A 20,971-nucleotide genomic window follows, 5' to 3' on the forward strand; every position below is an offset into this window, starting at 1 on the left:
AAGGTTATAAATTTCAAAAAAAGAAAATGTTCGTTTTTTATGGGCTTATAATGGATATTTCTTACTTTTCTTAAACAATATATCCCAAGTTATCCCGGTTTCCCTGCCCATATTACTTCCAAAAAGATTGTATTCGTTGAAATTTATCCGGAAGGGACTAGAAAAGCGTAGTCTGCTCATTGTCATTTTTGCCCTTATCCTCCCCGTTTTCATCTGTTGTGGCCTTTGCCGTTCCGGAAGCTACATTTTCCTCGTCCACCACTTCTATATCCAAGGTGTCCTTGGGTTTGGGTGGTTCATAGGGCAATGGGTCCAAAGCATTGATTTCAAGAACTTTTTCCTTGGTCAGTTGGTTTCCGGTTGCGGTAATCCCCTTTACGGATATGAATTCCTCCAAATTGATTACCAGATTGTCCCTACGGTCCTGCCCCCGTTTCTTAGAGAAAACTATTTCCGCCCTAGGGCGATAATCCGTAAAGATTTTTTCCAAATAAGACTTTGCATGGTCTGTAATTATGATTTCTTCCTTATCGGGGTTATCGATCAAAAATCGTTTTACATAGAATAGCTCCTTCTCACCTTCCCAATGGATAGCCGAAAGTGGTTTATTGGGATCCCATTTTTCCAGTACGATCATATCGTCATCAAACCTGAGGGTGAGTTCGGGGATAACCGTCCTTACCCGACCATTTTGATTGACCAGTAACAAACGATCTTCCCCGGTAAATTCCCCTAGGAATTCCCCGCGTTCATCCATATTTAATCGTTGTACGGTTTCATCGAACCAAAGCTTTCGGGGCTTTAAGGTAGACAATCCTTTTTCCTTAAGTTCTATGCGTTTTACGGAGTATTTGGTAACAATGTTCCCTTTGGAGGCCCTGCCCTTTATCAATACATCGGCAAAGTCTACGTCCCATTTTAATTTTTTGATACTTCCGACCTGCCGTAGATTTACGGTGACCACCTCCGCCTCCCCATTGGGATTGGCGGAAAAATAGGATACATCGGTACCGGCCTTGCCAATGGTTAAATCATAGGCCTTATCCCTTGTAATACTGGTTACGGCGAAACGCTTTATATATGTGGCACCCCCCCTACCATCTTTATAGATCATATTGTAAATGGTACGTTTGTCCTTTTTCTTGAATACGGCCACATGGATTATATTCTTGCCCACAAAGGTTTTGGTGTCCACTTTGGTCACCATCATTTTCCCGTCCTTGGTAAAAACGATAATGTCATCTATATCGCTGCAATCCGTAACATATTCATCGCGACGGAGCGAGGTGCCTACAAAACCCTCTTCCCGGTTTACATAGAGTTTGGTATTGCGAATAACGACCTTGGTGGCTTCAATATCGTCAAAAATTCGAATTTCCGATTTCCGCTCGCGTCCCTTCCCGTATTTGGATTTCAGGTCCTTGAAATAATCAATCGCAAAATCCACCAAATTATCCAGATGATGTTGGGTCTGAGCGATTTTCTCCTCCAAACTCTCCAAATGTTGCTGGGCCTTGTCCAGATCAAATTTGGAAATACGTTTTATTCGAATTTCGGTCAACCGTACAATATCCTCTTCCGTTACCGCCCTTTTTAAATGGGCAACATGGGGCTTTAGCCCTTTGTCAATAGCGGAGATTACCCCTTCCCAGGTTTCCTCTTCCTCAATATCCCTATAGATACGGTTTTCGATAAATATACGTTCCAACGAAGCAAAATGCCATTGCTCCTGAAGTTCTGAAAGCTGAATTTCCAGCTCTTGTCGCAACAATTCAACGGTCGCATCCGTAGAGCGCCTCAACATCTCTGTGATACCAATAAACAAAGGTTTATTATCCTCGATGATGCAAGCCAAAGGTGAAATGGACGATTCACATGAGGTGAATGCATATAGGGCATCAATGGTCTTGTCCGGCGAGATACCGCTGGGCAAGTGTACCAAAATCTCTACTTCCGCAGCGGTGTTGTCCTCTATCTTTTTAATCTTGATCTTTCCTTTATCGTTCGCCTTTAAAATGGAATCGATCAGGGAGGAGGTGTTGGTACCAAAGGGAATTTCATTAATGATCAAAGTGTTTTTATCCCTTTGGGAAATTTTGGCCCGGACCCGTATTTTACCTCCGCGAAGGCCATCGTTGTAATTGCCCACGTCAATAATACCCGCCGTAGGAAAATCGGGAAATAGCTTAAAGCGTTGTCCTTTTAAATGTTTTATGGAAGCATCGATAAGCTCATTGAAATTGTGGGGCAATATTTTGGTGGAAAGACCAACGGCAATACCTTCGGCCCCCTGGGCCAACAGCAATGGAAACTTTACGGGAAGGTTTACGGGCTCCTTTTTTCTGCCATCATAGGAAAGCTGCCATTCCGTAATCTTGGGGCTAAATACGACCTCCAAGGCAAATTTGGAAAGACGGGCCTCGATATATCGAGAGGCGGCCGCACTATCTCCAGTTAGGATATTACCCCAATTTCCCTGGGTGTCGATCAAAAGATCTTTTTGACCGATCTGTACCATGGCATCCGCAATACTGGCATCCCCATGGGGATGGTATTGCATCGTATGCCCAACCACATTGGCCACTTTGTTGTAGCGACCATCATCCAACTCCTTTAAGGCATGCATTATACGTCGCTGTACCGGTTTAAATCCGTCCTCTATGGCAGGCACCGCACGTTCTAAAATAACATAGGAAGCATAGTCCAAAAACCAATCCTTATACATGCCCGTCACCCGTGTTAGGGCATCCTGGGAGCCATCCGGATTTTGTTCATGAGCTTCGTTCACTTCTTCATTTTCTTCCATTCAGAACAGCTACGTATATTTTAATATTACAATTGGTTATCCTCAACTAGGTCAACTTCTACTTTAAGATTGTTGATAATGAACTTTTGACGGTCTGGGGTGTTCTTGCCCATATAGAAATTCAATAATTGTTCAATGGACATCGCCTTATCCAGCATTACGGGTTCCAATCGGATATCATCGCCGATAAAATGCTTGAACTCGTCCGGGGATATTTCTCCCAAACCCTTAAATCTTGTAATTTCAGGTTTTCCGGATAGTTTTTCAATGGCTTGCGACTTTTCTTCATCGCTATAACAGTAAATCGTTTCTTTTTTATTCCTGACCCGAAACAAGGGGGTCTGTAGAATATACAAATGCCCTTCTTTTATCAGTTCCGGGAAGAACTGGAGAAAGAAGGTGATCAACAACAATCGTATGTGCATCCCATCTACATCGGCATCCGTGGCGATTACAATATTGTTGTAGCGCAATTCCTCCATTGAATCCTCTATGTTCAATGCCGCCTGTAAGAGATTGAACTCCTCGTTCTCGTAAACAATTTTTTTGGACATGCCATAGGAATTCAACGGCTTGCCACGGAGACTGAAAACCGCCTGGGTATTCACGTCCCTGGATTTGGTTATGGATCCGGAAGCAGAATCCCCTTCGGTAATGAACAGGGTACTTTCCAGTCTCCTATCATTCTTCATGTTATCCAGGTGCACGCGGCAGTCCCGAAGCTTTTTATTATGTAGGCTGGCCTTTTTTGCCCTTTCCCGAGCCAATTTTCGGATACCTGAAAGTTCCTTACGTTCTTTTTCGGCCTGCATGATCTTACGTTGCAGCTTTTCCGCGGTATCTGGGTTTTTGTGGAGATAATTGTCCAACTGCCTACCTACAAAATCATTGATATAGGTCCGTACCGTGGGTAGGCCTCCTCCCATATCCGTGGAGCCCAACTTGGTCTTGGTCTGGCTTTCGAATACGGGCTCCATGACTTTAATGGAAATCGCTGAAATTATGGATTTTCTAATATCCGAGGGGTCATAATTTTTTCCATAGAAATCGCGAATGGTCTTTACAATAGCCTCGCGAAACGCCGATTGATGCGTACCTCCCTGGGTAGTATGCTGCCCATTCACAAAAGAATGGTATTCCTCGCTGTATTGGGTCTTACTATGGGTAATGGCAATCTCTATATCACTTCCCTTTAAATGAACAATGGGATACAACATGTCCTCTACATTGTTGTTATCCTCCAGCAAATCCTTCAATCCGTTTTCGGAATGGAATTTTTGGCCGTTGAAGACAATGGTCAGCCCAGGATTTAGATACACATAGTTCTTTACCATGCGCTCTACATATTCATTGCGGTATTTATATTTTTTGAAGATGGATTCATCCGGGACAAAGGTAACTTTGGTCCCGCGTCTTCGGGCCGTCTCTTCCAACAACTCTTCTTTTTTGAGCTCCCCTATTTCAAATTCCGCGGATTTGGATTTGCCATCCCTTGTGGATTCTACCTTAAAAAAGGTGGAAAGGGCGTTTACGGCCTTGGTACCCACACCATTAAGGCCAACCGATTTCTTAAAGGCCCGGGTGTCATATTTTCCGCCTGTATTCATTTTGGATACAACGTCCACCACTTTCCCTAAAGGAATGCCACGGCCATAATCCCGAACGATTACCCGCTCGCCCTGAATGGAAATTTCAATAGTCTTGCCGGCTCCCATGACAAATTCATCGATGCAGTTGTCCAACACCTCTTTGAGAAGAATATAGATGCCATCATCCGCAGAAGAGCCATCTCCCAATTTACCAATGTACATACCGGGACGCATTCGGATGTGCTCTTTCCAATCCAGTGAGCGAATATTGTCCTCGGTATATTGTGTTTGGGCCATTTAATGCGGGTTTATCCTTGCTAATATAAAATTTCGGGGCAAAAATCAAAATGGGTGCAGGCGAAAGTAATTAACAATGAAAGTACGGAATTTGTTGATAGCCGGGGCCAAAGGATTTAGGTCACAGTCCAGAAACCGGACTCAAAATGGGCCGTTTCCAAATCCTATTCCCTTTGCTTTTTAGTGTTTTGCTTTGCGTTTTACGGACACTAAGCTTACCCCTCCAATTACGATTATCATTCCAAAAATTTGGAGGGCACTTATCCGTTCGTCCAAAAAGAAATAGGCCAGGACGATGGTGGAAATGGGGCCCAAACTTCCAAAAATTGAAAAGGTGGACGCCCCAAGCCTTTCAATGGCCGCAGAAACCAGGAAAGAGGGAATCAAGGTCGCAAAAAGGGCCATGGCCAACCCCAAGGCATATACCTGCCATGGGTAATGGGTCAGTTCAAAATTACCCGAGAAAGCATAATGCACGCCTACACAAAGGGTAGATGCAATCATGGCATAGGAAGTAAACTGAAGCACGCCGAATTTTGGAATCAGCCAACCGCTGCCTACCAAATAGGCCGCATAGGTAATAGCACTTAGAAAAATCAAAAATCCGCCCCATACCGCAGCTTCGCCCTGTATTTGAATCTCATCCCAAAACGTTATGACCACACCAAGATACGTAACCAAAATGGCCCATGTTTGAGACCTGGTAATACCTTTTTTAAAGAAAAGCCAGGACAGCAGCACAACAACCGTGGGATAAATGAATAGAATAATGCGTTCCAGTCCGGCCTTTATATACTGCAGCCCCATAAAATCGAAGAGACTGGCAAGGTAGTAACCTACAAACCCGAAAAATAGGACCCAAACATAATCTTTTATCCTGATTTCCTTGGGGTGCAGGGGTTTCTTCCAAAACGCTATGGAAATATAGAAAGGGAGCGCAAAACCCATCCGAAACAGAAGCAGGGTCACATGATCTACTTGGTATTCATAGGCCAACTTTACCATGACCGCTTTCGTAGAAAACAGTACTACGCCTAAAATGGCCAGTAGGATTCCGATGCCTGTTGCGGATGATTTTTTGAACATCCCGTAAAAATAGAATGGACGGAATATGGGCTCAAATCCATTTTAAATGGATTACGATGGTCATTCGTCACTATTTGAAGAAATATTCCATTTTACGAAGCAATTCTTTAGACATTGAATCGGAAATGCATAACATCCCCGTCCTGTACAACATAGTCCTTCCCCTCTACCCGCATTTTGCCAGCCTCCTTTACCTTTTGCTCGCTCCCATAGCTCACATAGTCCGAAAAGGAGATGACCTCGGCACGGATAAAGCCCTTTTCAAAATCGGTGTGGATAACTCCGGCAGCTTGAGGTGCCGTTGCCCCGATGGGAATGGTCCAAGCCCGAACCTCCTTTTCCCCTGCGGTAAAATACGTTTCCAGATTTAATAATTTGTAGGCCCCTCGTATCAGTTTGGCGGAACCCGGTTCGTCCAGGCCTAAATCTTCCAAGAACATTTGCCGTTCCTCATAGGTTTCCAGTTCCGTAATATCCGCTTCGGTACCTACGGCCAAAACAAGAATGGCCGCCTCCTCGTGGGCCACGGCATTCCGAACTTTTTCCACATAGGAGTTCCCCGAGACCGCAGACCCCTCATCCACATTGCATACATATAGTACGGGTTTGTCCGTTATAAATTGTAAGGGTTTTACATATTCCTTATGCGCTTCCTTTTCGATTGAAATAGCCCGAACGGATACACCGGCCTCCAAGCCTTCCTTTATTAGTACCAGAACGGCCTCTTCCTTCTGGGCCTCTTTATTGCCGGTTTTTGCCGCACGTTTTACCTTGTCCAATTTTTTCTCTACGGTTTCCAAATCCTTCAACTGCAATTCCATATCAATGGTTTCCTTGTCCCGGATGGGATCTACGGAACCGTCTACATGAACCACATTATCATTGTCAAAACAGCGAAGTACATGTAGGATGGCATCGGTCTCCCGAATGTTTCCCAAGAACTGGTTGCCCAAGCCTTCTCCTTTACTGGCTCCCTTTACAAGCCCGGCGATATCGACGATTTCCACAGTAGCGGGTATCACGCGTTCCGGGTTTACCAATGCTTCCAATTTTTCCAATCTGGGATCGGGAACGTTGACTACCCCAATATTGGGTTCGATCGTGCAAAATGGAAAATTGGCACTTTGTGCCTTGGCATTGGACAGACAGTTAAAAAGGGTGGACTTGCCTACATTGGGCAGACCTACGATACCTGCTTTCATTTACGGAAGACGTTAAATTTACAGTTCTGGAAAAGGTTTCCATTTTCAAATTCGCGTGCAAAGATAGTTTTTCAAAATGGTTTTAAGGCCCAAAAAGAGGAAACAAAAAAACCCGATAATACTACCGGGTCTGTATTCTATTTCTGCTTCTTCAGTTACATGGTTCACCTAATCATCCGGGTGCATAAAGCGCTGTTTGGTGAGCAAGGTCTCTTCGGACTCTACCCTATCCTCATCCGGGACACAGCAATCCACCGGGCAGACCGCAGCGCACTGCGGCTCCTCATGGAACCCCATACATTCGGTACATTTATCCGGGGAAATGTAATAGATCTCATCGCTTATCGGTTCCTGTACGTCATCGGCATTCACGGCCTTTCCATCCGGCAAGACCACATCGCCCTTTAGGGAAGTCCCATCACTGTAGCGCCATTCATCCGCTCCTTCATAAATAGCGGTATTGGGGCACTCGGGCTCACAGGCCCCACAGTTTATACATTCATCGGTTATTATAATAGCCATAACTTTCTTTTTTAGACTGAACTTATTTTGCCTTCAAAACGTATTCAGCAGCAATTTTAGTTTTGTTGTGTATTTTTGCAATCTCCTAAAACAAAGATAAACCCTAGGTAATTACTAGACAAATATAATGACAGACCTCAAACGCAGATTAGAAGCTTTTGTTAAACTTGGAAAATTCTTGGGGGAATTTTGCGAAAATCCCAATAAACCACCCTCCGACAGATACCCAAGTGGACGGTGGATTAACCAATTGGGTCAAAAGATCCGTTCGGCCGAGGCGTCCAATGGCTGGTTTACGAGAGCTAATATGCTGTTTGCCCTAAGGGCCTGGAAAGAGCTATTGACCGAGCATCATTTGGCGGGGTGGCTGTCTTCCTATGACCTCGAAAAAAATACAAAAAAGGATATCGCGCTCATTATGGCCGGAAATATTCCCTTGGTGGGTTTTCACGATTTTTTGGCGGTACTCCTGACGGGAAATTCCGCTTTGGTAAAGCTTTCCTCCAATGATACTATCCTACTTCCGTTTTTGGCGGGATATCTATGTGAAATGGATTCCTCCTTAAAAAATGCCATCCGCTTTACGGAAGGGAAATTGGATGCCTTTGATGCCGTTATAGCAACGGGTAGCAACAACACGGCTCGATATTTTGAATACTACTTCGCTCAAAGACCCCATTTGATCCGAAGAAATAGAAATTCGGTCGCGGTCCTTACCGGAAAGGAATCTCCGGACCAGTTAAAGGCTTTGGGAGAGGATATTTTTAGATACTATGGTCTGGGCTGCCGAAGCGTGTCCAAACTTCTTGTCCCGATGGATTATGATTTTGATGCATTCTTTACTGCCATTTATCCCTATAGCGCTATTATAGATCATCAAAAATATGCCAATAACTATGATTACAACAAGGCTATTTATCTTATGAGCGAGTTTAAGATCTTGGACAATGGGTTCCTTATGCTCAAAGCGGATGAAAGTTACGGTTCGCCCATCGCCACCTTGTTTTATGAACGGTATGAATCCCTGGAGAATGTTGCACTACAGTTGGAACGGGATGAAGAAAAAATTCAGTGTGTGGTGTCCAAGGGGTTCTTATCTAACGAGATTCCTTTTGGAAAGACCCAAAGACCGAGTCTTACAGATTATGCCGATGGGGTGGACACTGTTGACTTCCTGTTAAAAACATAACAGAATTATTTGTTTTCCATGAGGATGATTCCCTATAATTTTATGACCTTTAACGGCTCAATTCAAATAACCCATCTGGAATACCGAATGATTTGTCGGAACCTAATAAATTTGGACATCATATGAAAAAACATAATTTTAGCGCAGGGCCCTGTATTCTTCCTCAAGAGGTATTTTTAAAGGCCTCCGAGGCCGTTATGGATTTTAACGGTTCCGGATTGTCATTGATCGAGATATCCCACAGAAGCAAGGAATTTGTTGCCGTAATGGAGAAAACAAGGGCCTTGGCCTTGGAGCTTTTGGGGCTGGAAGGAAAAGGGTACCAAGCCTTGTTTTTACAAGGAGGGGCCAGTCTGGAATTTTTGATGGTGGCCTACAACCTGCTGGACAAAAAGGCAGGATACCTCAATACCGGTGCATGGAGCGAAAAGGCCATTAAGGAAGCCAAGATTTTCGGGGAGGTAATGGAAGTGGGCTCATCAAAGGATGAAAACTTCAATTATATCCCAAAAGGCTATACGGTGCCCAATGATCTTGACTATTTGCACCTCACATCGAACAATACGATTTTTGGAACCCAGGTAAAAAAATTCCCAAAGACCACGGTTCCCTTGGTCTGCGATATGAGTTCCGATATTTTTTCGAGACAATTGGATTTTTCCCAATTTGATCTGATCTATGCCGGAGCCCAAAAGAATATGGGGGCTGCCGGTACCACCATGGTCGTCGTTAAGGAAGATGTCCTAGGTAAGGTTTCCCGAAAAATTCCGTCCATGTTGGACTACCAAGTTCATATTTCCAAGGACAGCATGTTCAACACCCCTGCCGTCTTTGCGGTATATACCTGTATGCTCACCTTGGAATGGCTTAAAAATTTGGGGGGAATCCCGGCCATAGCGGAAATCAATGAAAAAAAGGCACAATTACTGTATTCGGAAATTGATTTGAATCCCGTTTTTGAGGGCTTTGCCAAAGTAGAAGACCGTTCCCATATGAATGCGACCTTTAACCTGGCCGATGAAAGGTTAAGGGAGACTTTTGATACCATGTGGAAGGAAGCCGGTATCAATGGCCTCAACGGGCACAGATCGGTAGGTGGGTACAGAGCCTCTATGTACAATGCCATGTCCTTGGAGAGCGTAGGGATACTGGTGGATGTTATGAGCGAAATGGAACGGAAAGGCTGATATTTAAGTTCTAAATTTCAAGTATTAAATTTTGATTGAAGAAAGGAGTTTTCAATTTTCCCTGAAAATCAGTGAAGTTGTTAGAATTCTCCGAAAGAATAACGAATATGTTTTTGCCGATCAACTCTTAAAGTGTTCGACCAGTATTGGGGCCAATGTTTCTGAAGCTGGGGCGGGCCAGTAAAAAAAGATTTCATTTCCAAGATGTCACTAGCTTCGAAGGAAGCCAGGGAAACAAGGTATTGGTTGAGATTGATTAAGGAGGCCAACATTATTTAGAAGTTGGATGAGGCTTATCTGGATGAAATAGAACAAATAATTAAAATTCTTACCAAAATAGTCAAAACGAGTCAGGAGAATTCCAAAACTTAAAACTCAACCTTTAATACTTAGACCTATGCGAATACTTGCCAACGACGGAATAGCACAATCAGGAATACAAGCCCTGGAAAAAGAGGGTTTTGAGGTCTTAACCACTACTGTAGCCCAGGAACAATTGATTTCCTTTATCAATGGCAATGAAATTGTTGGGCTCTTGGTCCGGAGTGCCACACAAGTACGAAAAGACCTTATTGATGCCTGTCCCGGTCTAAAGTTAATCGGCCGTGGCGGTGTAGGCATGGATAACATTGATGTTGCCTATGCCAAGGAAAAAGGGCTACATGTAATCAATACACCTGCCGCTTCCTCGGAATCGGTAGCGGAACTGGTATTTGCACATTTATTCGGAGGTGTCCGTTACCTATATGATGCCAACAGACAAATGCCATTGGAAGGGGACAGTAAATTTAAAAAGCTCAAAAAATCCTATGCCGGAGGAACGGAACTTAGGGGAAAGACCTTAGGGGTAATCGGTTTTGGACGTATTGGTCGGGCTACGGCAAAAATCGCTTTGGGAGTTGGTATGAAAGTTATCTATTTTGATCCCTTTTTGGAAAAGTCCTCGCTTGAAGTCGCATTCTTCGATGGTCAATCGGTCTCCTTTGACTTCGTTTCCCAAAGCAAGGAAGAAGTGTTGCAGGCTTCGGATTTCATCACCCTTCATGTTCCGGCCCAAAAAGAATACGTTATTGGCAAGAAGGAATTTGATATCATGAAGGATGGGGTTGGTATTGTAAATGCGGCCAGAGGCGGTGTGGTAGACGAAGTGGCCCTTATGGGAGCACTTGAAAGCGGAAAGGTCTCCTTTGCCGGATTGGATGTCTTCGAATCCGAACCCAGCCCGGAAATCAAGGTTTTAATGCACCCTAGAATTTCATTGACCCCACATATTGGAGCAGCGACCGGGGAAGCGCAGGACCGGATAGGGACCGAATTGGCCACACAGATAATTTCACTCTTGAAGTAGGTTTATTTTCCCGAAAGACCAGTTGTATTACTACAGTTTTTGTACATTACAACTCCATTTTAAAATTAACTATAACATGTCTGGATTATTAGATTTACTAAACAGCCCTATGGGCAAACAATTAATTAATGGAGTGGCCGGGCAAACCGGACAGGCCGAAAACAAGACCGCCGATGTGTTGAGCATGGCCATGCCCCTTTTATTGGGAGCAATGAAGAAAAATGCCTCTTCGCCCCAAGGTGCGGAAGGTCTTATGAACGCACTATCCAACAAACACGATGGCAGTATCCTGGATGACCTGGGAGGTCTTTTCGGGGGAGGTGTAGACCAGTCCGTAATGGACGACGGCGCCGGGATTTTGGGCCACGTACTCGGAAACAAACAGCCGCAGGTAGAGAATGCTTTGAGCCAAAAATCCGGTTTGGATGTAGGTGCCATTGCCAATATCCTTAAAATAGCGGCCCCTATTGTAATGGGGTACCTTGGTAGGGAACGAAATAGCGGTAATGTGAACGATGCCAGTGGCATGAACAGCTTGTTGGGAAGTATGTTGGGCGGTCAGCCGCAACAAAACCAAAGCCTGATCATGAGCCTTATTGATGCCGATGGTGATGGAAGTGTATTGGACGATGTAGCGGGAATGGTTATGGGCAGTAGTAAAAAAAGTGGTGGACTCGGAGGATTGCTGGGAGGCCTTTTCAAAAAATGATTTTGATCGTATTGACCTTATTTCATAAAAGTCGCTTGTATGGACAAGCGACTTTTTTTATATCTTTTTAATAGGTTTTAAAAAAAATGCATGATCCTAAAAAAACTGATTTTTCAATTTGGCCTTTTAATTTTTGTCATAGGCGTAGTTTTCACCAGTTGCCAGAGCTCAAAAAAATCGCTTGAGATTACGGATGAGGAAAAGATCGCCTTTAGTCAAAAAGTTGGGGATACCATAGCCATAAAAAACGATAGTACGGAGTATGAAATAATAATCATTGAACCCGGATTCAATTTTTGGCTCAATAGTATTGCCAGACCCGTGGGATATTATTCACAATCCTTTCTAGAAAACCGCAATTTAATACTGGTAACCAACTGGAACCAAAGGGTATTGACGCCGCTACGCTTTAATCCTAACCTGTATGAGCTTCAAATCAACTATGATCCAAATATAGATTACGGGTATGAGGTGAATTATAAATTGTACAATTACTTCATCTATTTTCAACGGAAGTACGCGCAACGTTTGGGACCTTGGTTGCCTCGGATTTAAGAATTATATTTGTCCCTTATGCTAGATTTATGGAGAAATTAAAAAAGCGCTGGGGCATCCATTCCAATTTTCAGTTGCTAATAATTTTTATCGTATTTGCCATTACAGGCTCAGCAGCGGCAAAACTTGCCGAACCCCTTACAAGCTTTATAGGCCTTCAACAAGAAACAACCAATCCTTGGATCTATTGGACGGTCCGTATTTTACTAATTTTTCCCGTTTACCAAGTTTTACTCATAGCATTTGGGTGGTTGTTCGGACAGTTTAAATTCTTCTGGAACTTTGAAAAGAAAATGTTGGTGCGCCTTGGACTTGGTTTTCTTTTCAAGTAGTTACGGGTTTTTCAACAAATTTTTGTGTTACACTGTTTTTTGAATTATTCTTTCCCTAGGTTTTTACGTTTAAGGAACCCATAAAAGAACTGCCCCAAGAATCCTTTGGGAACACTTTCATCGCCCTTAAAACCTAAGGGAATCAACCCACTGTCTTCGGGAAGATAATTACTTTTAAACAGGTAGTCCCAAATACTTAGGCTAATCCCAAAATTCACGCCATATTTACCTTGAGGCAAAGTGTGGGCATGATGGTACAAATGCATTACCGGGTTGTTGAGGACATATTTTAACGGGCCCCATGTAAGTTTTAGGTTTGCATGGTTTAAGTGACCAATGCTTATGGCCGCAAAATGTACTATATAGGCTTGATCCGGCTCAAACCCGCCCAAAAGCATAATCCCAAACGTTTTCAACGGCTTGTAAAGAAGATTCTCCATCCAATGATATCGCATATGAGCTGCAAACCCCATTTCATTTACACTATGGTGTATTTTATGGAATTGCCATAGAAAGTCATACCTATGCAAAAGGATATGGGTAAACCACTGTACAAAATCCAAGACAATAAAGAAGACCACTAATTGAGCCCATGAAGGCAATGTATCGAGCTTTATTAGGGTAAGGTCTTTTATTGATACACCCAAATCCAAAAATAATAACTCCAATATTTTGTAGAAGCCGCTTATGGCAATGGTAAAAATGAAAAAGTTGAAAAAAATGTAAAAGGCATCCAACCAGAAATCCTTTCTAAAAATTGATTGCTCCTTACGCCAGGGGAATAGAATTTCAAGTATCCATACCAAAACCGAAATCACTAGTATTCCCCAAAAGAAATTGATATACCAAGGGACTTCAAATTTGATGGATTTCCATGTCCATTCCAAAGTTCCCAAAAAGGAGTTCACAAATGCATCTCCATACTTTTCCATGCTGCTATTTATATGGCCAACAGTTCAGGGTTTATTTATTCCTTCAATATATACCACGCCTCCACCTTCAGGTTCTCCCGCCTACCCTTTTCTTGCGGGGCGTAGTTAATGGCCAGGTACTCCAAAATGATAGGTTCATTATCACCTAAGTCCCACAGGTTTTGGGTCTCTTGCATCCATCGAATTGTAGAAAGCCAACCTTCCTTTGTCATGCGGTTTTGGGTAACCAGTTGGGCGGAATGACAGGGCGTGCAATGCGTAATGGTCTCCTGCATTCCCGGGGCCTGAATAAATCCCGTGATGGAATCCAAACTTTTCGCGATTTGTCCTTCTTCCAATTTTTTGGGAGGTACAATATACTCGGAATTGTGCCGGTCCCCATAAAAATAGAATGCACCAATAGCGGTAATTAGGGCCAGGACGCTTACCACGATCAGTATACGATAGAGTCTCCGAGCACGCTTCCTGTATGTTTTATGAGCATTTCCCATTAAACTACTTTTACGGCTATTCTATGACAGGCATTGTTCAAATAACCCTTGGGATTCCATCCCGGAAGAAGCATGGGTTGGGAAGTTCCTTTGGCATCCGTGGCCCTGGCCCATATCTCATAGTAGCCCTTTTTTGGAAAATCGATGCTTGCGGAGAAATGTTGCCATGCCAATCGATTCGCCGGTTTTTCCAAAGCACAGGTTTCCCAGGTAGATCCAAAATCAATGGAATACTCCATTTTTTTCACCTCCAGTTCCCCTGCCCAGGTATGGCCGCGAATATTCAGTTTTTTTCCCTCGGAAATCATTGCCCCCGATTTTGGATAGGTTATCAGTGATTTTACGGGCATGGACTCAATAATACACATATCCTCGTCCGCAACTTTTTCTCCGGGGGCCACCGGATTGCAAGGTACTCGGTAAGAGCTGCCACCCATTTTAGGGCCGTCGTGTATTTTATTGCGAATACTCAGGCGATTTACCCATTTTCCCGAGGCGGAAGCCGGCCAACCTCCAGCTACCAAGCGCAAGGGGTGACCATGGACCATAGGGATATCCCTTCCGTTCATGGCAAAGGCCAATAACGTCTCGTCTTGCATAGCCTTGTCCATAGGTACTCCTCTGGAGATGGGTTCTTTTTCCGGATTGCGGCTTAGATGAAGGTCAGCGGCATGATATGCCACATATACTGCAGTATCCTTTAGGCCTACATCTTCCAAAATGTCCCGGAGTCGCACCCCCGTCCATTCTGCACAGGAAACCGCACCTATGGTCCATTGATTTCCTTTGGCCGGAGGATTGAACTCGCTTCGTCCATTCCCTCCACATTCCAAGGTTAACTGGTAAGTATGATGGGCAAATTTGGATTTTAAATCCTGCAGGGTGTAGCGCTTTTTTTGTTGTACGGATTCCCCGTCCACGGTTAAAACCCAATTCTCTACGGCAATATCCTCAGGAATCAACCCGTTGTTACGGATAAACATGTATTTGGAAGGCGTAATCCTATCATCCAATAGATGGACCCTTGCCTCCATATTCCAAGGTCTGTCGTTTAAAACGACCATCCCCCTGTCCTTATCGAATAAGGTAAAGGGATCTGGATCCTGAAGCGAAAGTGGCACGTATCCCCGAGGCATAACCGTACCAAACACAATATCACAACCAACCACACCCGTCATTGCGGCCAAAGTGGTCTTTTTTACAAACTTTCTCCTATTCATGGAACCATTGGATTTACAGCAGGCATAAAGTTAGGACTTTTGCCGTGGAAAAGGTAACTTTTAATACTTCCGGGAAACGGCACATTTAACGGGGATGCCTGCGCCTATTGGCCCTTCAACTGAATAACGTATTTCCCTATTCGGTTTCGATTACCTTTGGCTTTCCCTTAAAGACATAGGTATACACCCACATTATGGTAAATGAGGGAATGACATCCATTCCGGGAATGATTTCTTCAATAAAATTAAAAACCGCAGCCGCCTGACCAATTTTTCCCTTATACATTCGGGTCATGAGCCAGGCCGAAACCGGGGCCCAGATAATATCCGAAAAGTCGCCGACCAGGGGAACGGCAAAGGAAAGCATTCCTATACCGTCGAACAGTAAGCCTAAGAGCAGTGTCTTGTATTTTTTATCCTTGATTTTTGACATGACTTAAAAATAAACATTACCTATTCCAAAGCAATAAAGATGCCAAGGAAAATAAAGTAAATTTTATTTAAAATGTCAGGTTTGGTATCAGGAAAGATTGGAACTGATCAATTTTAGGAATTCATTTCGGGTCTCCTCGTTCTTAAAAGATCCCCGAAAGCCCGAGGTAGTGGTCACCGAATTTTGTTTTTGGACACCACGCATCATCATACACATATGCGCCGCTTCAATTACCACGGCTACTCCCTGAGGTTTTAAGGTATCATTGATGCAATCCAATACCTGTTCGGTGAGACGCTCCTGGACCTGCAACCTACGGGCAAAAACATCCACAATACGGGGTAGTTTACTCAATCCCACAATATGTCCGTCCGGGATGTAGGCAATGTGGGCCTTTCCAAAAAAGGGAAGCATATGATGCTCGCACAACGAATAGATTTCTATGTCCTTTACAATGACCATTTCATTGTATGATTCCTTGAACATTGCACTTTTGAGGATGGCTGCCGCATCCTGTTTGTACCCTTGGGTAAGAAACAACATGGCCTTGGCCGCTCGTTCCGGGGTCTTTACCAGGCCTTCGCGTTCAACATCCTCCCCTATTTCGGAAATAATCTTTGAAAAGCGTTCCTTTACATCATTCGTTATTTCCAAGTTGTATTCCTCCAAGTTCTGATAAGGCGCCATATTTATCTAAGTTTTGTTTAATTTTTCATTCAAAAATATAAACAAAAGTATTTTTTGAACTTTCCGAATGGCAAATTAACGTATTATTAGCGTTTCGAAAATAAAAATTGTCGTTCTTCCCAATTTGTGCCCCCATCTTACACTTAAGCTTCGGTATTAAGGCCCCACGGCTTTTGCATTGTTATGGTTAATGTTTACTTTCGAGCAGCGTTTAGACAATAGCCATGATCAAAGCGGTCCACATCCAAAAATCTTATGGAAAACTTCAAGTTTTAAAGGGGGTTGACCTCAGTATCCAAAAAGGAGAAATCGTTTCCATTGTAGGTGCCTCCGGTGCCGGTAAAACTACTTTATTGCAGATATTGGGGACATTGGACGAACAATCCAATAAAAAGGACAGCAAGCTATGGATTAATGGCGTGGAGACCACAAACCTGTCGGACAAGGAACTTGCCAAGTTCCGCAACGAACATATTGGTTTTATTTTCCAGTTTCATCAACTGCTTCCCGAGTTCACCGCACTTGAAAATGTCTGCATTCCTGCCTTCATCAAAGACACCCCCAAAACAATGGCGGAGAAAAAGGCAAAAGAACTTTTGGACTTTCTTGGGCTTTCCGATAGATATCACCACAAACCCAATGAACTTTCCGGAGGTGAGCAGCAACGGGTAGCCGTGGCCCGTTCGCTCATAAACGATCCCTCCATTATTTTTGCGGACGAACCTAGCGGAAATTTGGATTCCGAAAGCGCGGACAATCTGCACCAACTGTTTTTTGAGTTGCGGGATAAATTTAACCAAACCTTTGTAATCGTAACCCATAACAAGGAACTTGCGGATATGGCCGATCGTAAGCTCACCATGGTGGATGGGCGTATTACCGATTCCCAAAAAGCTGTATTTCCGGAATAACCGAATGCCGACCGACCGTAGGTGCGCTTGGTCTAACTGTTTATTTTTATGTTCCACGAACTCTTAGTCTTTCTAAAGAACCCGGTCTACCAAACCGATGAAAACCGGGATTTCAAGTATCGGTTTGGCATTTTTCTGCGATTACTGGGCGTTTCCCTTGTTCTGACCTTTGTTTTAGGATGGTCTATACGCGGGATTCAGGTCATTTTTGATTTGGATTTTGGAAAACATGCCGTTGATGATTTTATTGAGCGCTTTTCTTTTTTATGGGTGTTGCTGGGAACGGTAATCGCTGCCCCTATTTTGGAAGAGCTCATTTTCAGGGCACCCTTGCGTCTTTTTAGGAAAAAAAGACGGTTTTCTTGGTTCTTTTATGGCTTTACCTTGATTTTTGGGTTTTATCATATCACCAATTTTGAGATGCGCCCGACCATTCTCTTACTTTCTCCTGTTCTTGTTGCCCCACAATTGGTAGCAGGTATCATTTTGGGATATATTAGGATACGATTTGGTCTACTTTGGGCCATAGCGCTCCATGCCTGTTATAACCTTATATTGGTAGGGCCTGTAATCCTGGCAAAAGCACTTAACCTCCCAATATCATGAAAAAATCCGAGCTAAAGGAGTTTTTGGATGCTAAGGTAGAATACTATAACCATCCTCGATTTTTAGAGTCGGACCCACTTCAAATCCCTCATCGGTTTTCCAAAAAAGAGGATATTGAAATCAGTGCTTTTCTGACGGCAACAATTGCTTGGGGAAATCGTAAAAGTATCATCAACAATGCTACTTCCATGATGGAGCTTCTGGACAACGCCCCGTCCGATTTCGTAAAAAACCACCAGGAAATCGATTTGGAAAGACTTTCGAATTTTGTCCATAGAACTTTTAATGGAGACGATTTTATCTACTTCATCAAAGGCCTTCAAAATATTTACGTGCAACATGGCGGACTGGAACAGGTATTCAACAAAGCCGTAAAAAAGTCGTTGCAATCGTCCATCTCCAATTTTAAACGGGTCTTCTTTGAACTTCCCCACCTGAACCGAACTACAAAACATATTAGCGATCCAGAAAAAGGTTCGGCGGCAAAGCGTATCAATATGTTTCTGAGATGGATGGTACGGGATAACAGTACTGCAGTCGATTTTGGACTATGGCAAACCTTGAATCCATCGCAGTTGTCCTGCCCTTTGGATGTACATTCCGGTAACGTGGCCCGAAAACTGGGGTTATTGACCCGTAAACAGAACGACGCAAAAGCCGTATCCGAATTGGATACAAACCTTCGCAGGTTAGACCCCCTAGATCCCGTAAAATACGATTTCGCATTGTTTGGACTAGGGGTCTTTGAAAAGTTTTAGGACGAAAGGGCTGTTAAAATTTCTTGGGGTAATAAAACCTTGTCAATGATGTGGATAACCCCATTCAATACTTCGGCATCGGGAGAGGTTACTTTGGCCGGGCTACCGGACTTGTCCAAAATATATACCCCGCCGTCTATCTTCACCATTACTTCCTCACCCTGTAAGGTAGCTGCGGATTGACCATCACTTAGGTCTCCAGAGGTCAATGTCGCATTTGGGATAAAGTGATAGGATAAAATAGTCGCTAGAATCTCCAAATCTTCGGCGGTGTTAAAATCCGCCAAGGAATCATAACCGTCCAGGGAACCGAAAAGTTCCAAAAAGGCCTGATTTGTTGGTAAAAAGAAGGTAAATTCTTCTTGTAGAATATCACAGAAAAGTTGGTTAAAGCGTACCAGTAGACAGTGTGCATAATCCAATTCCTCTTCATCCAAGGAGTCCACAAATTCCATTACCACACTGGCCGCCTCTGTAGCAATATCCTCTATAACGGAGTGTGGAATCAGCACGCGGTCTATGGTATGTATTACCCCGTTTTCGGCAGGAATATCAGTTACAATAAAATTAGCTGGAAAACCCGTGGCATCGACCAATCCGAACCCCTCTTCAGTGGAAACGATGTTGAGGGAATTTCCGTCGGAAAAGGTATCCGCGGTACTGACCCCAAGATCAGCTGAAGTCACAATTCCGGGAAGCACGTGATACAATAGCACATCCCGCAACAGATTTATTTCAAATTCGGAATCAAAATCCTCTATACTGCCCAAACCCTCCCCTAAAAGGGCCAACAATCCAAAAAGTGCTTCATCGGAAGGGGCAAAAACCGTGAATGGTCCCTCCTCTCCCAGAGTATCCAAAAGCCCTGTAAGCTCCAAAGCCTCTTTTAGAAAGGAAAAACCTTCGGTTTCCTCTACCAATTCGGCAATAGTCTTAGCGCTACTATCCCCTGAAAGGCCCAATAAATCGTAAACCTCCTGGGGAATAAGAATCTTATCAATGATATGTACGGTACCATTGGAGGCTTCCTTATCCGCATCAAGGATATTGGCATCGGTCTCGGAGGCGTCTCCGATTACAAATGTTTCACCGGATGCAATTACCTCTATACTGTTGTCGGTAAGCAGGGTGGGTACGGTTCCCGGGGCCAGATCAGTGGAGCCCACATTTCCCATTACCACATGGTACAGCAGAATTTGTTCCAATATCTGAAGCTCAATGATGTTATCAAAATCGTCAAAACTAGCATAATCATCTCCCAATAGATCAAACAGTTCCTGTATGGCCGCATTGGAAGGTGCGAATACAGTAAAGGGACCTTCTGCGTTAAGGGCGTCCACCAGATTGGCCTTTACAACAGCGTCCCTCAAAAGCGATAATTCATCGGTTGTACTTACCAGTTCCACGATAGTAGGTTTTGGAAATAGAATATCCAAAACAGCCTGGGGGAGGAGAACCTTATCTACAATATGTACCACTCCATTGGAAGCTTCATTATCCGCGGCCACCACTTCAGCCTCTTCCTCGGTCTTGTCCTGCACAAATACCGTGGCATCAACTTTAATCCCTAATTCCTCTGTTTGAAGCGTTTCCAAGACAGTGCCATCCGAAAGTTCATCGGAAAATGCCGAGGTCCCCCCGATTACATGGTACTTTAATATTTCGGCCAAAAGTTCCTTTTCGGCCGTTTCGTCAAAATCCTCCACATTCTCAAGGCCATCCAGTTGGGCGAGTAAAGCCTTAAAGGCATCGTTGGTCGGGGCAAAAACGGTGTTTTCACCAGCTTCGGAAAGCGCTTCCACCAATCCAGCATCAGCTTGGACCAAAGCATCGACCAAATATTCCAGAACATCCACGGACTGGGCCAACTCTACGATATTGGGTAATGTTTCCTCTTGATTTTCCCCATCGTTCATCGCATCGGTATTGCCATCGGTATCCGTGGCATCATCGTTTTTGCTACATGCAAAGACTAAAAAAGACAAAAATAGGGGAAGTATGAAACGACGGAGGTTGGAAATAGTGTGGGTTCTTTTCATTTTTTAGTGTTCTTAAATTTTCTTTGAAATTAAGGGTTTACCACACCTTTAATGTGAATCAAGCTTTAACGA

At 43.7% G+C, this 20,971-nt stretch carries 22 protein-coding genes; 11 read left to right on the plus strand and 11 right to left on the minus strand.

Features of this window, described 5'->3' with window-relative positions:
- Positions 1-157 precede the first annotated feature (157 nt).
- The 5 genes from Q0993_RS14590 to Q0993_RS14610 all read right to left on the minus strand — a co-directional run bounded on the left by Q0993_RS14590 (position 158) and on the right by Q0993_RS14610 (position 7,502).
- Complete coding sequence (locus tag Q0993_RS14590; RefSeq protein ID WP_299534290.1) at positions 158-2,806, minus strand: DNA gyrase/topoisomerase IV subunit A; 2,649 nt, start codon at positions 2,804-2,806, stop codon at positions 158-160.
- 26 nt (positions 2,807-2,832) lie between these two features.
- A complete protein-coding gene (locus Q0993_RS14595) occupies positions 2,833-4,692 on the minus strand; it encodes a DNA topoisomerase IV subunit B (protein WP_299534292.1) in 1,860 nt (619 codons plus the stop codon).
- A 180-nt stretch (positions 4,693-4,872) separates the two neighbouring features.
- Complete coding sequence (locus tag Q0993_RS14600; RefSeq protein ID WP_299534294.1) at positions 4,873-5,778, minus strand: DMT family transporter; 906 nt, start codon at positions 5,776-5,778, stop codon at positions 4,873-4,875.
- A gap of 107 nt (positions 5,779-5,885) precedes the next feature.
- Positions 5,886-6,980, minus strand: coding sequence for a redox-regulated ATPase YchF (ychF, locus tag Q0993_RS14605; RefSeq protein ID WP_299534296.1), 1,095 nt, complete (start codon positions 6,978-6,980; stop codon positions 5,886-5,888).
- Between the two features lie 168 nt (positions 6,981-7,148).
- Positions 7,149-7,502, minus strand: a complete 354-nt coding sequence (locus tag Q0993_RS14610) for a 4Fe-4S dicluster domain-containing protein (RefSeq protein WP_299534298.1) — start codon at positions 7,500-7,502, stop codon at positions 7,149-7,151.
- Positions 7,503-7,629: 127 nt separating this feature from the next.
- On the opposite strand from Q0993_RS14610, the gene Q0993_RS14615 reads away from it, so the two are divergent.
- The 8 genes from Q0993_RS14615 to Q0993_RS14645 all read left to right on the plus strand — a co-directional run bounded on the left by Q0993_RS14615 (position 7,630) and on the right by Q0993_RS14645 (position 12,822).
- Entirely contained in the window at positions 7,630-8,691 is a 1,062-nt protein-coding gene (locus tag Q0993_RS14615; protein WP_299534300.1) for an acyl-CoA reductase, read from the plus strand.
- Positions 8,692-8,813: 122 nt separating this feature from the next.
- Positions 8,814-9,878, plus strand: coding sequence for a 3-phosphoserine/phosphohydroxythreonine transaminase (gene serC / locus Q0993_RS14620; protein ID WP_299534302.1), 1,065 nt, complete (start codon positions 8,814-8,816; stop codon positions 9,876-9,878).
- Between the two features lie 31 nt (positions 9,879-9,909).
- Positions 9,910-10,062 (plus strand): four helix bundle protein, encoded by a 153-nt coding sequence (locus tag Q0993_RS21910; RefSeq protein WP_367279617.1) that lies wholly within the window; start codon positions 9,910-9,912, stop codon positions 10,060-10,062.
- Between the two features lie 20 nt (positions 10,063-10,082).
- Positions 10,083-10,157: a hypothetical protein gene (locus Q0993_RS21915; RefSeq protein ID WP_367279627.1), complete on the plus strand. Its 75-nt coding sequence runs from the start codon at positions 10,083-10,085 to the stop codon at positions 10,155-10,157.
- A 118-nt stretch (positions 10,158-10,275) separates the two neighbouring features.
- Entirely contained in the window at positions 10,276-11,226 is a 951-nt protein-coding gene (locus tag Q0993_RS14630) for a D-2-hydroxyacid dehydrogenase (RefSeq protein ID WP_299534305.1), read from the plus strand.
- A 76-nt stretch (positions 11,227-11,302) separates the two neighbouring features.
- Positions 11,303-11,935, plus strand: coding sequence for a DUF937 domain-containing protein (locus Q0993_RS14635; RefSeq protein ID WP_299534308.1), 633 nt, complete (start codon positions 11,303-11,305; stop codon positions 11,933-11,935).
- 90 nt (positions 11,936-12,025) lie between these two features.
- Entirely contained in the window at positions 12,026-12,490 is a 465-nt protein-coding gene (locus Q0993_RS14640; protein ID WP_299534309.1) for a DUF6146 family protein, read from the plus strand.
- Between the two features lie 29 nt (positions 12,491-12,519).
- A complete protein-coding gene (locus Q0993_RS14645) occupies positions 12,520-12,822 on the plus strand; it encodes a DUF6787 family protein (protein ID WP_299534312.1) in 303 nt (100 codons plus the stop codon).
- A gap of 44 nt (positions 12,823-12,866) precedes the next feature.
- Here Q0993_RS14645 and Q0993_RS14650 read toward each other — a convergent pair whose 3' ends face one another.
- From Q0993_RS14650 to folE, 5 genes are all read right to left on the minus strand, one after another.
- Positions 12,867-13,754: a sterol desaturase family protein gene (locus Q0993_RS14650; RefSeq protein ID WP_299534314.1), complete on the minus strand. Its 888-nt coding sequence runs from the start codon at positions 13,752-13,754 to the stop codon at positions 12,867-12,869.
- Between the two features lie 35 nt (positions 13,755-13,789).
- Positions 13,790-14,245, minus strand: a complete 456-nt coding sequence (locus Q0993_RS14655; RefSeq protein WP_299534316.1) for a monoheme cytochrome C — start codon at positions 14,243-14,245, stop codon at positions 13,790-13,792.
- A complete protein-coding gene (locus Q0993_RS14660) occupies positions 14,245-15,465 on the minus strand; it encodes a sulfite oxidase (RefSeq protein WP_299534318.1) in 1,221 nt (406 codons plus the stop codon). The genes Q0993_RS14655 and Q0993_RS14660 overlap by 1 nt, the downstream gene beginning before the upstream one ends.
- Positions 15,466-15,601: 136 nt before the next feature.
- The gene (locus Q0993_RS14665; protein ID WP_299534320.1) at positions 15,602-15,898 is read right to left on the minus strand and encodes a hypothetical protein; all 297 of its coding nucleotides are present in this window, start codon (positions 15,896-15,898) and stop codon (positions 15,602-15,604) included.
- Positions 15,899-15,985: 87 nt separating this feature from the next.
- Positions 15,986-16,585: a GTP cyclohydrolase I FolE gene (gene folE / locus Q0993_RS14670; protein ID WP_299534322.1), complete on the minus strand. Its 600-nt coding sequence runs from the start codon at positions 16,583-16,585 to the stop codon at positions 15,986-15,988.
- Positions 16,586-16,809: 224 nt separating this feature from the next.
- Between folE and Q0993_RS14675 the strand changes: the two genes are divergently transcribed.
- From Q0993_RS14675 to Q0993_RS14685, 3 genes are read left to right on the plus strand one after another with little or no spacing between them, the layout of a single operon-like run.
- On the plus strand, positions 16,810-17,496 hold the full coding sequence (locus tag Q0993_RS14675) for an ABC transporter ATP-binding protein (protein WP_299534324.1): 687 nt from the start codon (positions 16,810-16,812) through the stop codon (positions 17,494-17,496).
- A 48-nt stretch (positions 17,497-17,544) separates the two neighbouring features.
- Positions 17,545-18,102, plus strand: a complete 558-nt coding sequence (locus tag Q0993_RS14680) for a CPBP family intramembrane glutamic endopeptidase (protein ID WP_299534326.1) — start codon at positions 17,545-17,547, stop codon at positions 18,100-18,102.
- Positions 18,099-18,860 (plus strand): TIGR02757 family protein, encoded by a 762-nt coding sequence (locus tag Q0993_RS14685; protein ID WP_299534328.1) that lies wholly within the window; start codon positions 18,099-18,101, stop codon positions 18,858-18,860. The genes Q0993_RS14680 and Q0993_RS14685 overlap by 4 nt, the downstream gene beginning before the upstream one ends.
- Here Q0993_RS14685 and Q0993_RS14690 read toward each other — a convergent pair.
- Complete coding sequence (locus tag Q0993_RS14690; RefSeq protein WP_299534329.1) at positions 18,857-20,899, minus strand: fasciclin domain-containing protein; 2,043 nt, start codon at positions 20,897-20,899, stop codon at positions 18,857-18,859. The genes Q0993_RS14685 and Q0993_RS14690 overlap by 4 nt on opposite strands.
- Between the last annotated feature and the right edge of the window lie 72 nt (positions 20,900-20,971).

The sequence above is a fragment of the Ulvibacterium sp. genome (assembly GCF_028285715.1).
Classification (GTDB): Bacteria; Bacteroidota; Bacteroidia; order Flavobacteriales; family Flavobacteriaceae; genus Ulvibacterium.

Coding starts and splice junctions, on each gene's coding strand:
- Q0993_RS14590 (WP_299534290.1), bottom strand. CDS start 2,806: ATGGAAGAAAATGAAGAAGTGAACGAAGCTCATGAACAAAATCCGGAT.
- Q0993_RS14595 (WP_299534292.1), bottom strand. CDS start 4,692: ATGGCCCAAACACAATATACCGAGGACAATATTCGCTCACTGGATTGG.
- Q0993_RS14600 (WP_299534294.1), bottom strand. CDS start 5,778: ATGTTCAAAAAATCATCCGCAACAGGCATCGGAATCCTACTGGCCATT.
- ychF (WP_299534296.1), bottom strand. CDS start 6,980: ATGAAAGCAGGTATCGTAGGTCTGCCCAATGTAGGCAAGTCCACCCTT.
- Q0993_RS14610 (WP_299534298.1), bottom strand. CDS start 7,502: ATGGCTATTATAATAACCGATGAATGTATAAACTGTGGGGCCTGTGAG.
- Q0993_RS14615 (WP_299534300.1), top strand. CDS start 7,630: ATGACAGACCTCAAACGCAGATTAGAAGCTTTTGTTAAACTTGGAAAA.
- serC (WP_299534302.1), top strand. CDS start 8,814: ATGAAAAAACATAATTTTAGCGCAGGGCCCTGTATTCTTCCTCAAGAG.
- Q0993_RS14630 (WP_299534305.1), top strand. CDS start 10,276: ATGCGAATACTTGCCAACGACGGAATAGCACAATCAGGAATACAAGCC.
- Q0993_RS14635 (WP_299534308.1), top strand. CDS start 11,303: ATGTCTGGATTATTAGATTTACTAAACAGCCCTATGGGCAAACAATTA.
- Q0993_RS14640 (WP_299534309.1), top strand. CDS start 12,026: ATGATCCTAAAAAAACTGATTTTTCAATTTGGCCTTTTAATTTTTGTC.
- Q0993_RS14645 (WP_299534312.1), top strand. CDS start 12,520: ATGGAGAAATTAAAAAAGCGCTGGGGCATCCATTCCAATTTTCAGTTG.
- Q0993_RS14650 (WP_299534314.1), bottom strand. CDS start 13,754: ATGGAAAAGTATGGAGATGCATTTGTGAACTCCTTTTTGGGAACTTTG.
- Q0993_RS14655 (WP_299534316.1), bottom strand. CDS start 14,245: ATGGGAAATGCTCATAAAACATACAGGAAGCGTGCTCGGAGACTCTAT.
- Q0993_RS14660 (WP_299534318.1), bottom strand. CDS start 15,465: ATGAATAGGAGAAAGTTTGTAAAAAAGACCACTTTGGCCGCAATGACG.
- Q0993_RS14665 (WP_299534320.1), bottom strand. CDS start 15,898: ATGTCAAAAATCAAGGATAAAAAATACAAGACACTGCTCTTAGGCTTA.
- folE (WP_299534322.1), bottom strand. CDS start 16,585: ATGGCGCCTTATCAGAACTTGGAGGAATACAACTTGGAAATAACGAAT.
- Q0993_RS14675 (WP_299534324.1), top strand. CDS start 16,810: ATGATCAAAGCGGTCCACATCCAAAAATCTTATGGAAAACTTCAAGTT.
- Q0993_RS14680 (WP_299534326.1), top strand. CDS start 17,545: ATGTTCCACGAACTCTTAGTCTTTCTAAAGAACCCGGTCTACCAAACC.
- Q0993_RS14685 (WP_299534328.1), top strand. CDS start 18,099: ATGAAAAAATCCGAGCTAAAGGAGTTTTTGGATGCTAAGGTAGAATAC.
- Q0993_RS14690 (WP_299534329.1), bottom strand. CDS start 20,899: ATGAAAAGAACCCACACTATTTCCAACCTCCGTCGTTTCATACTTCCC.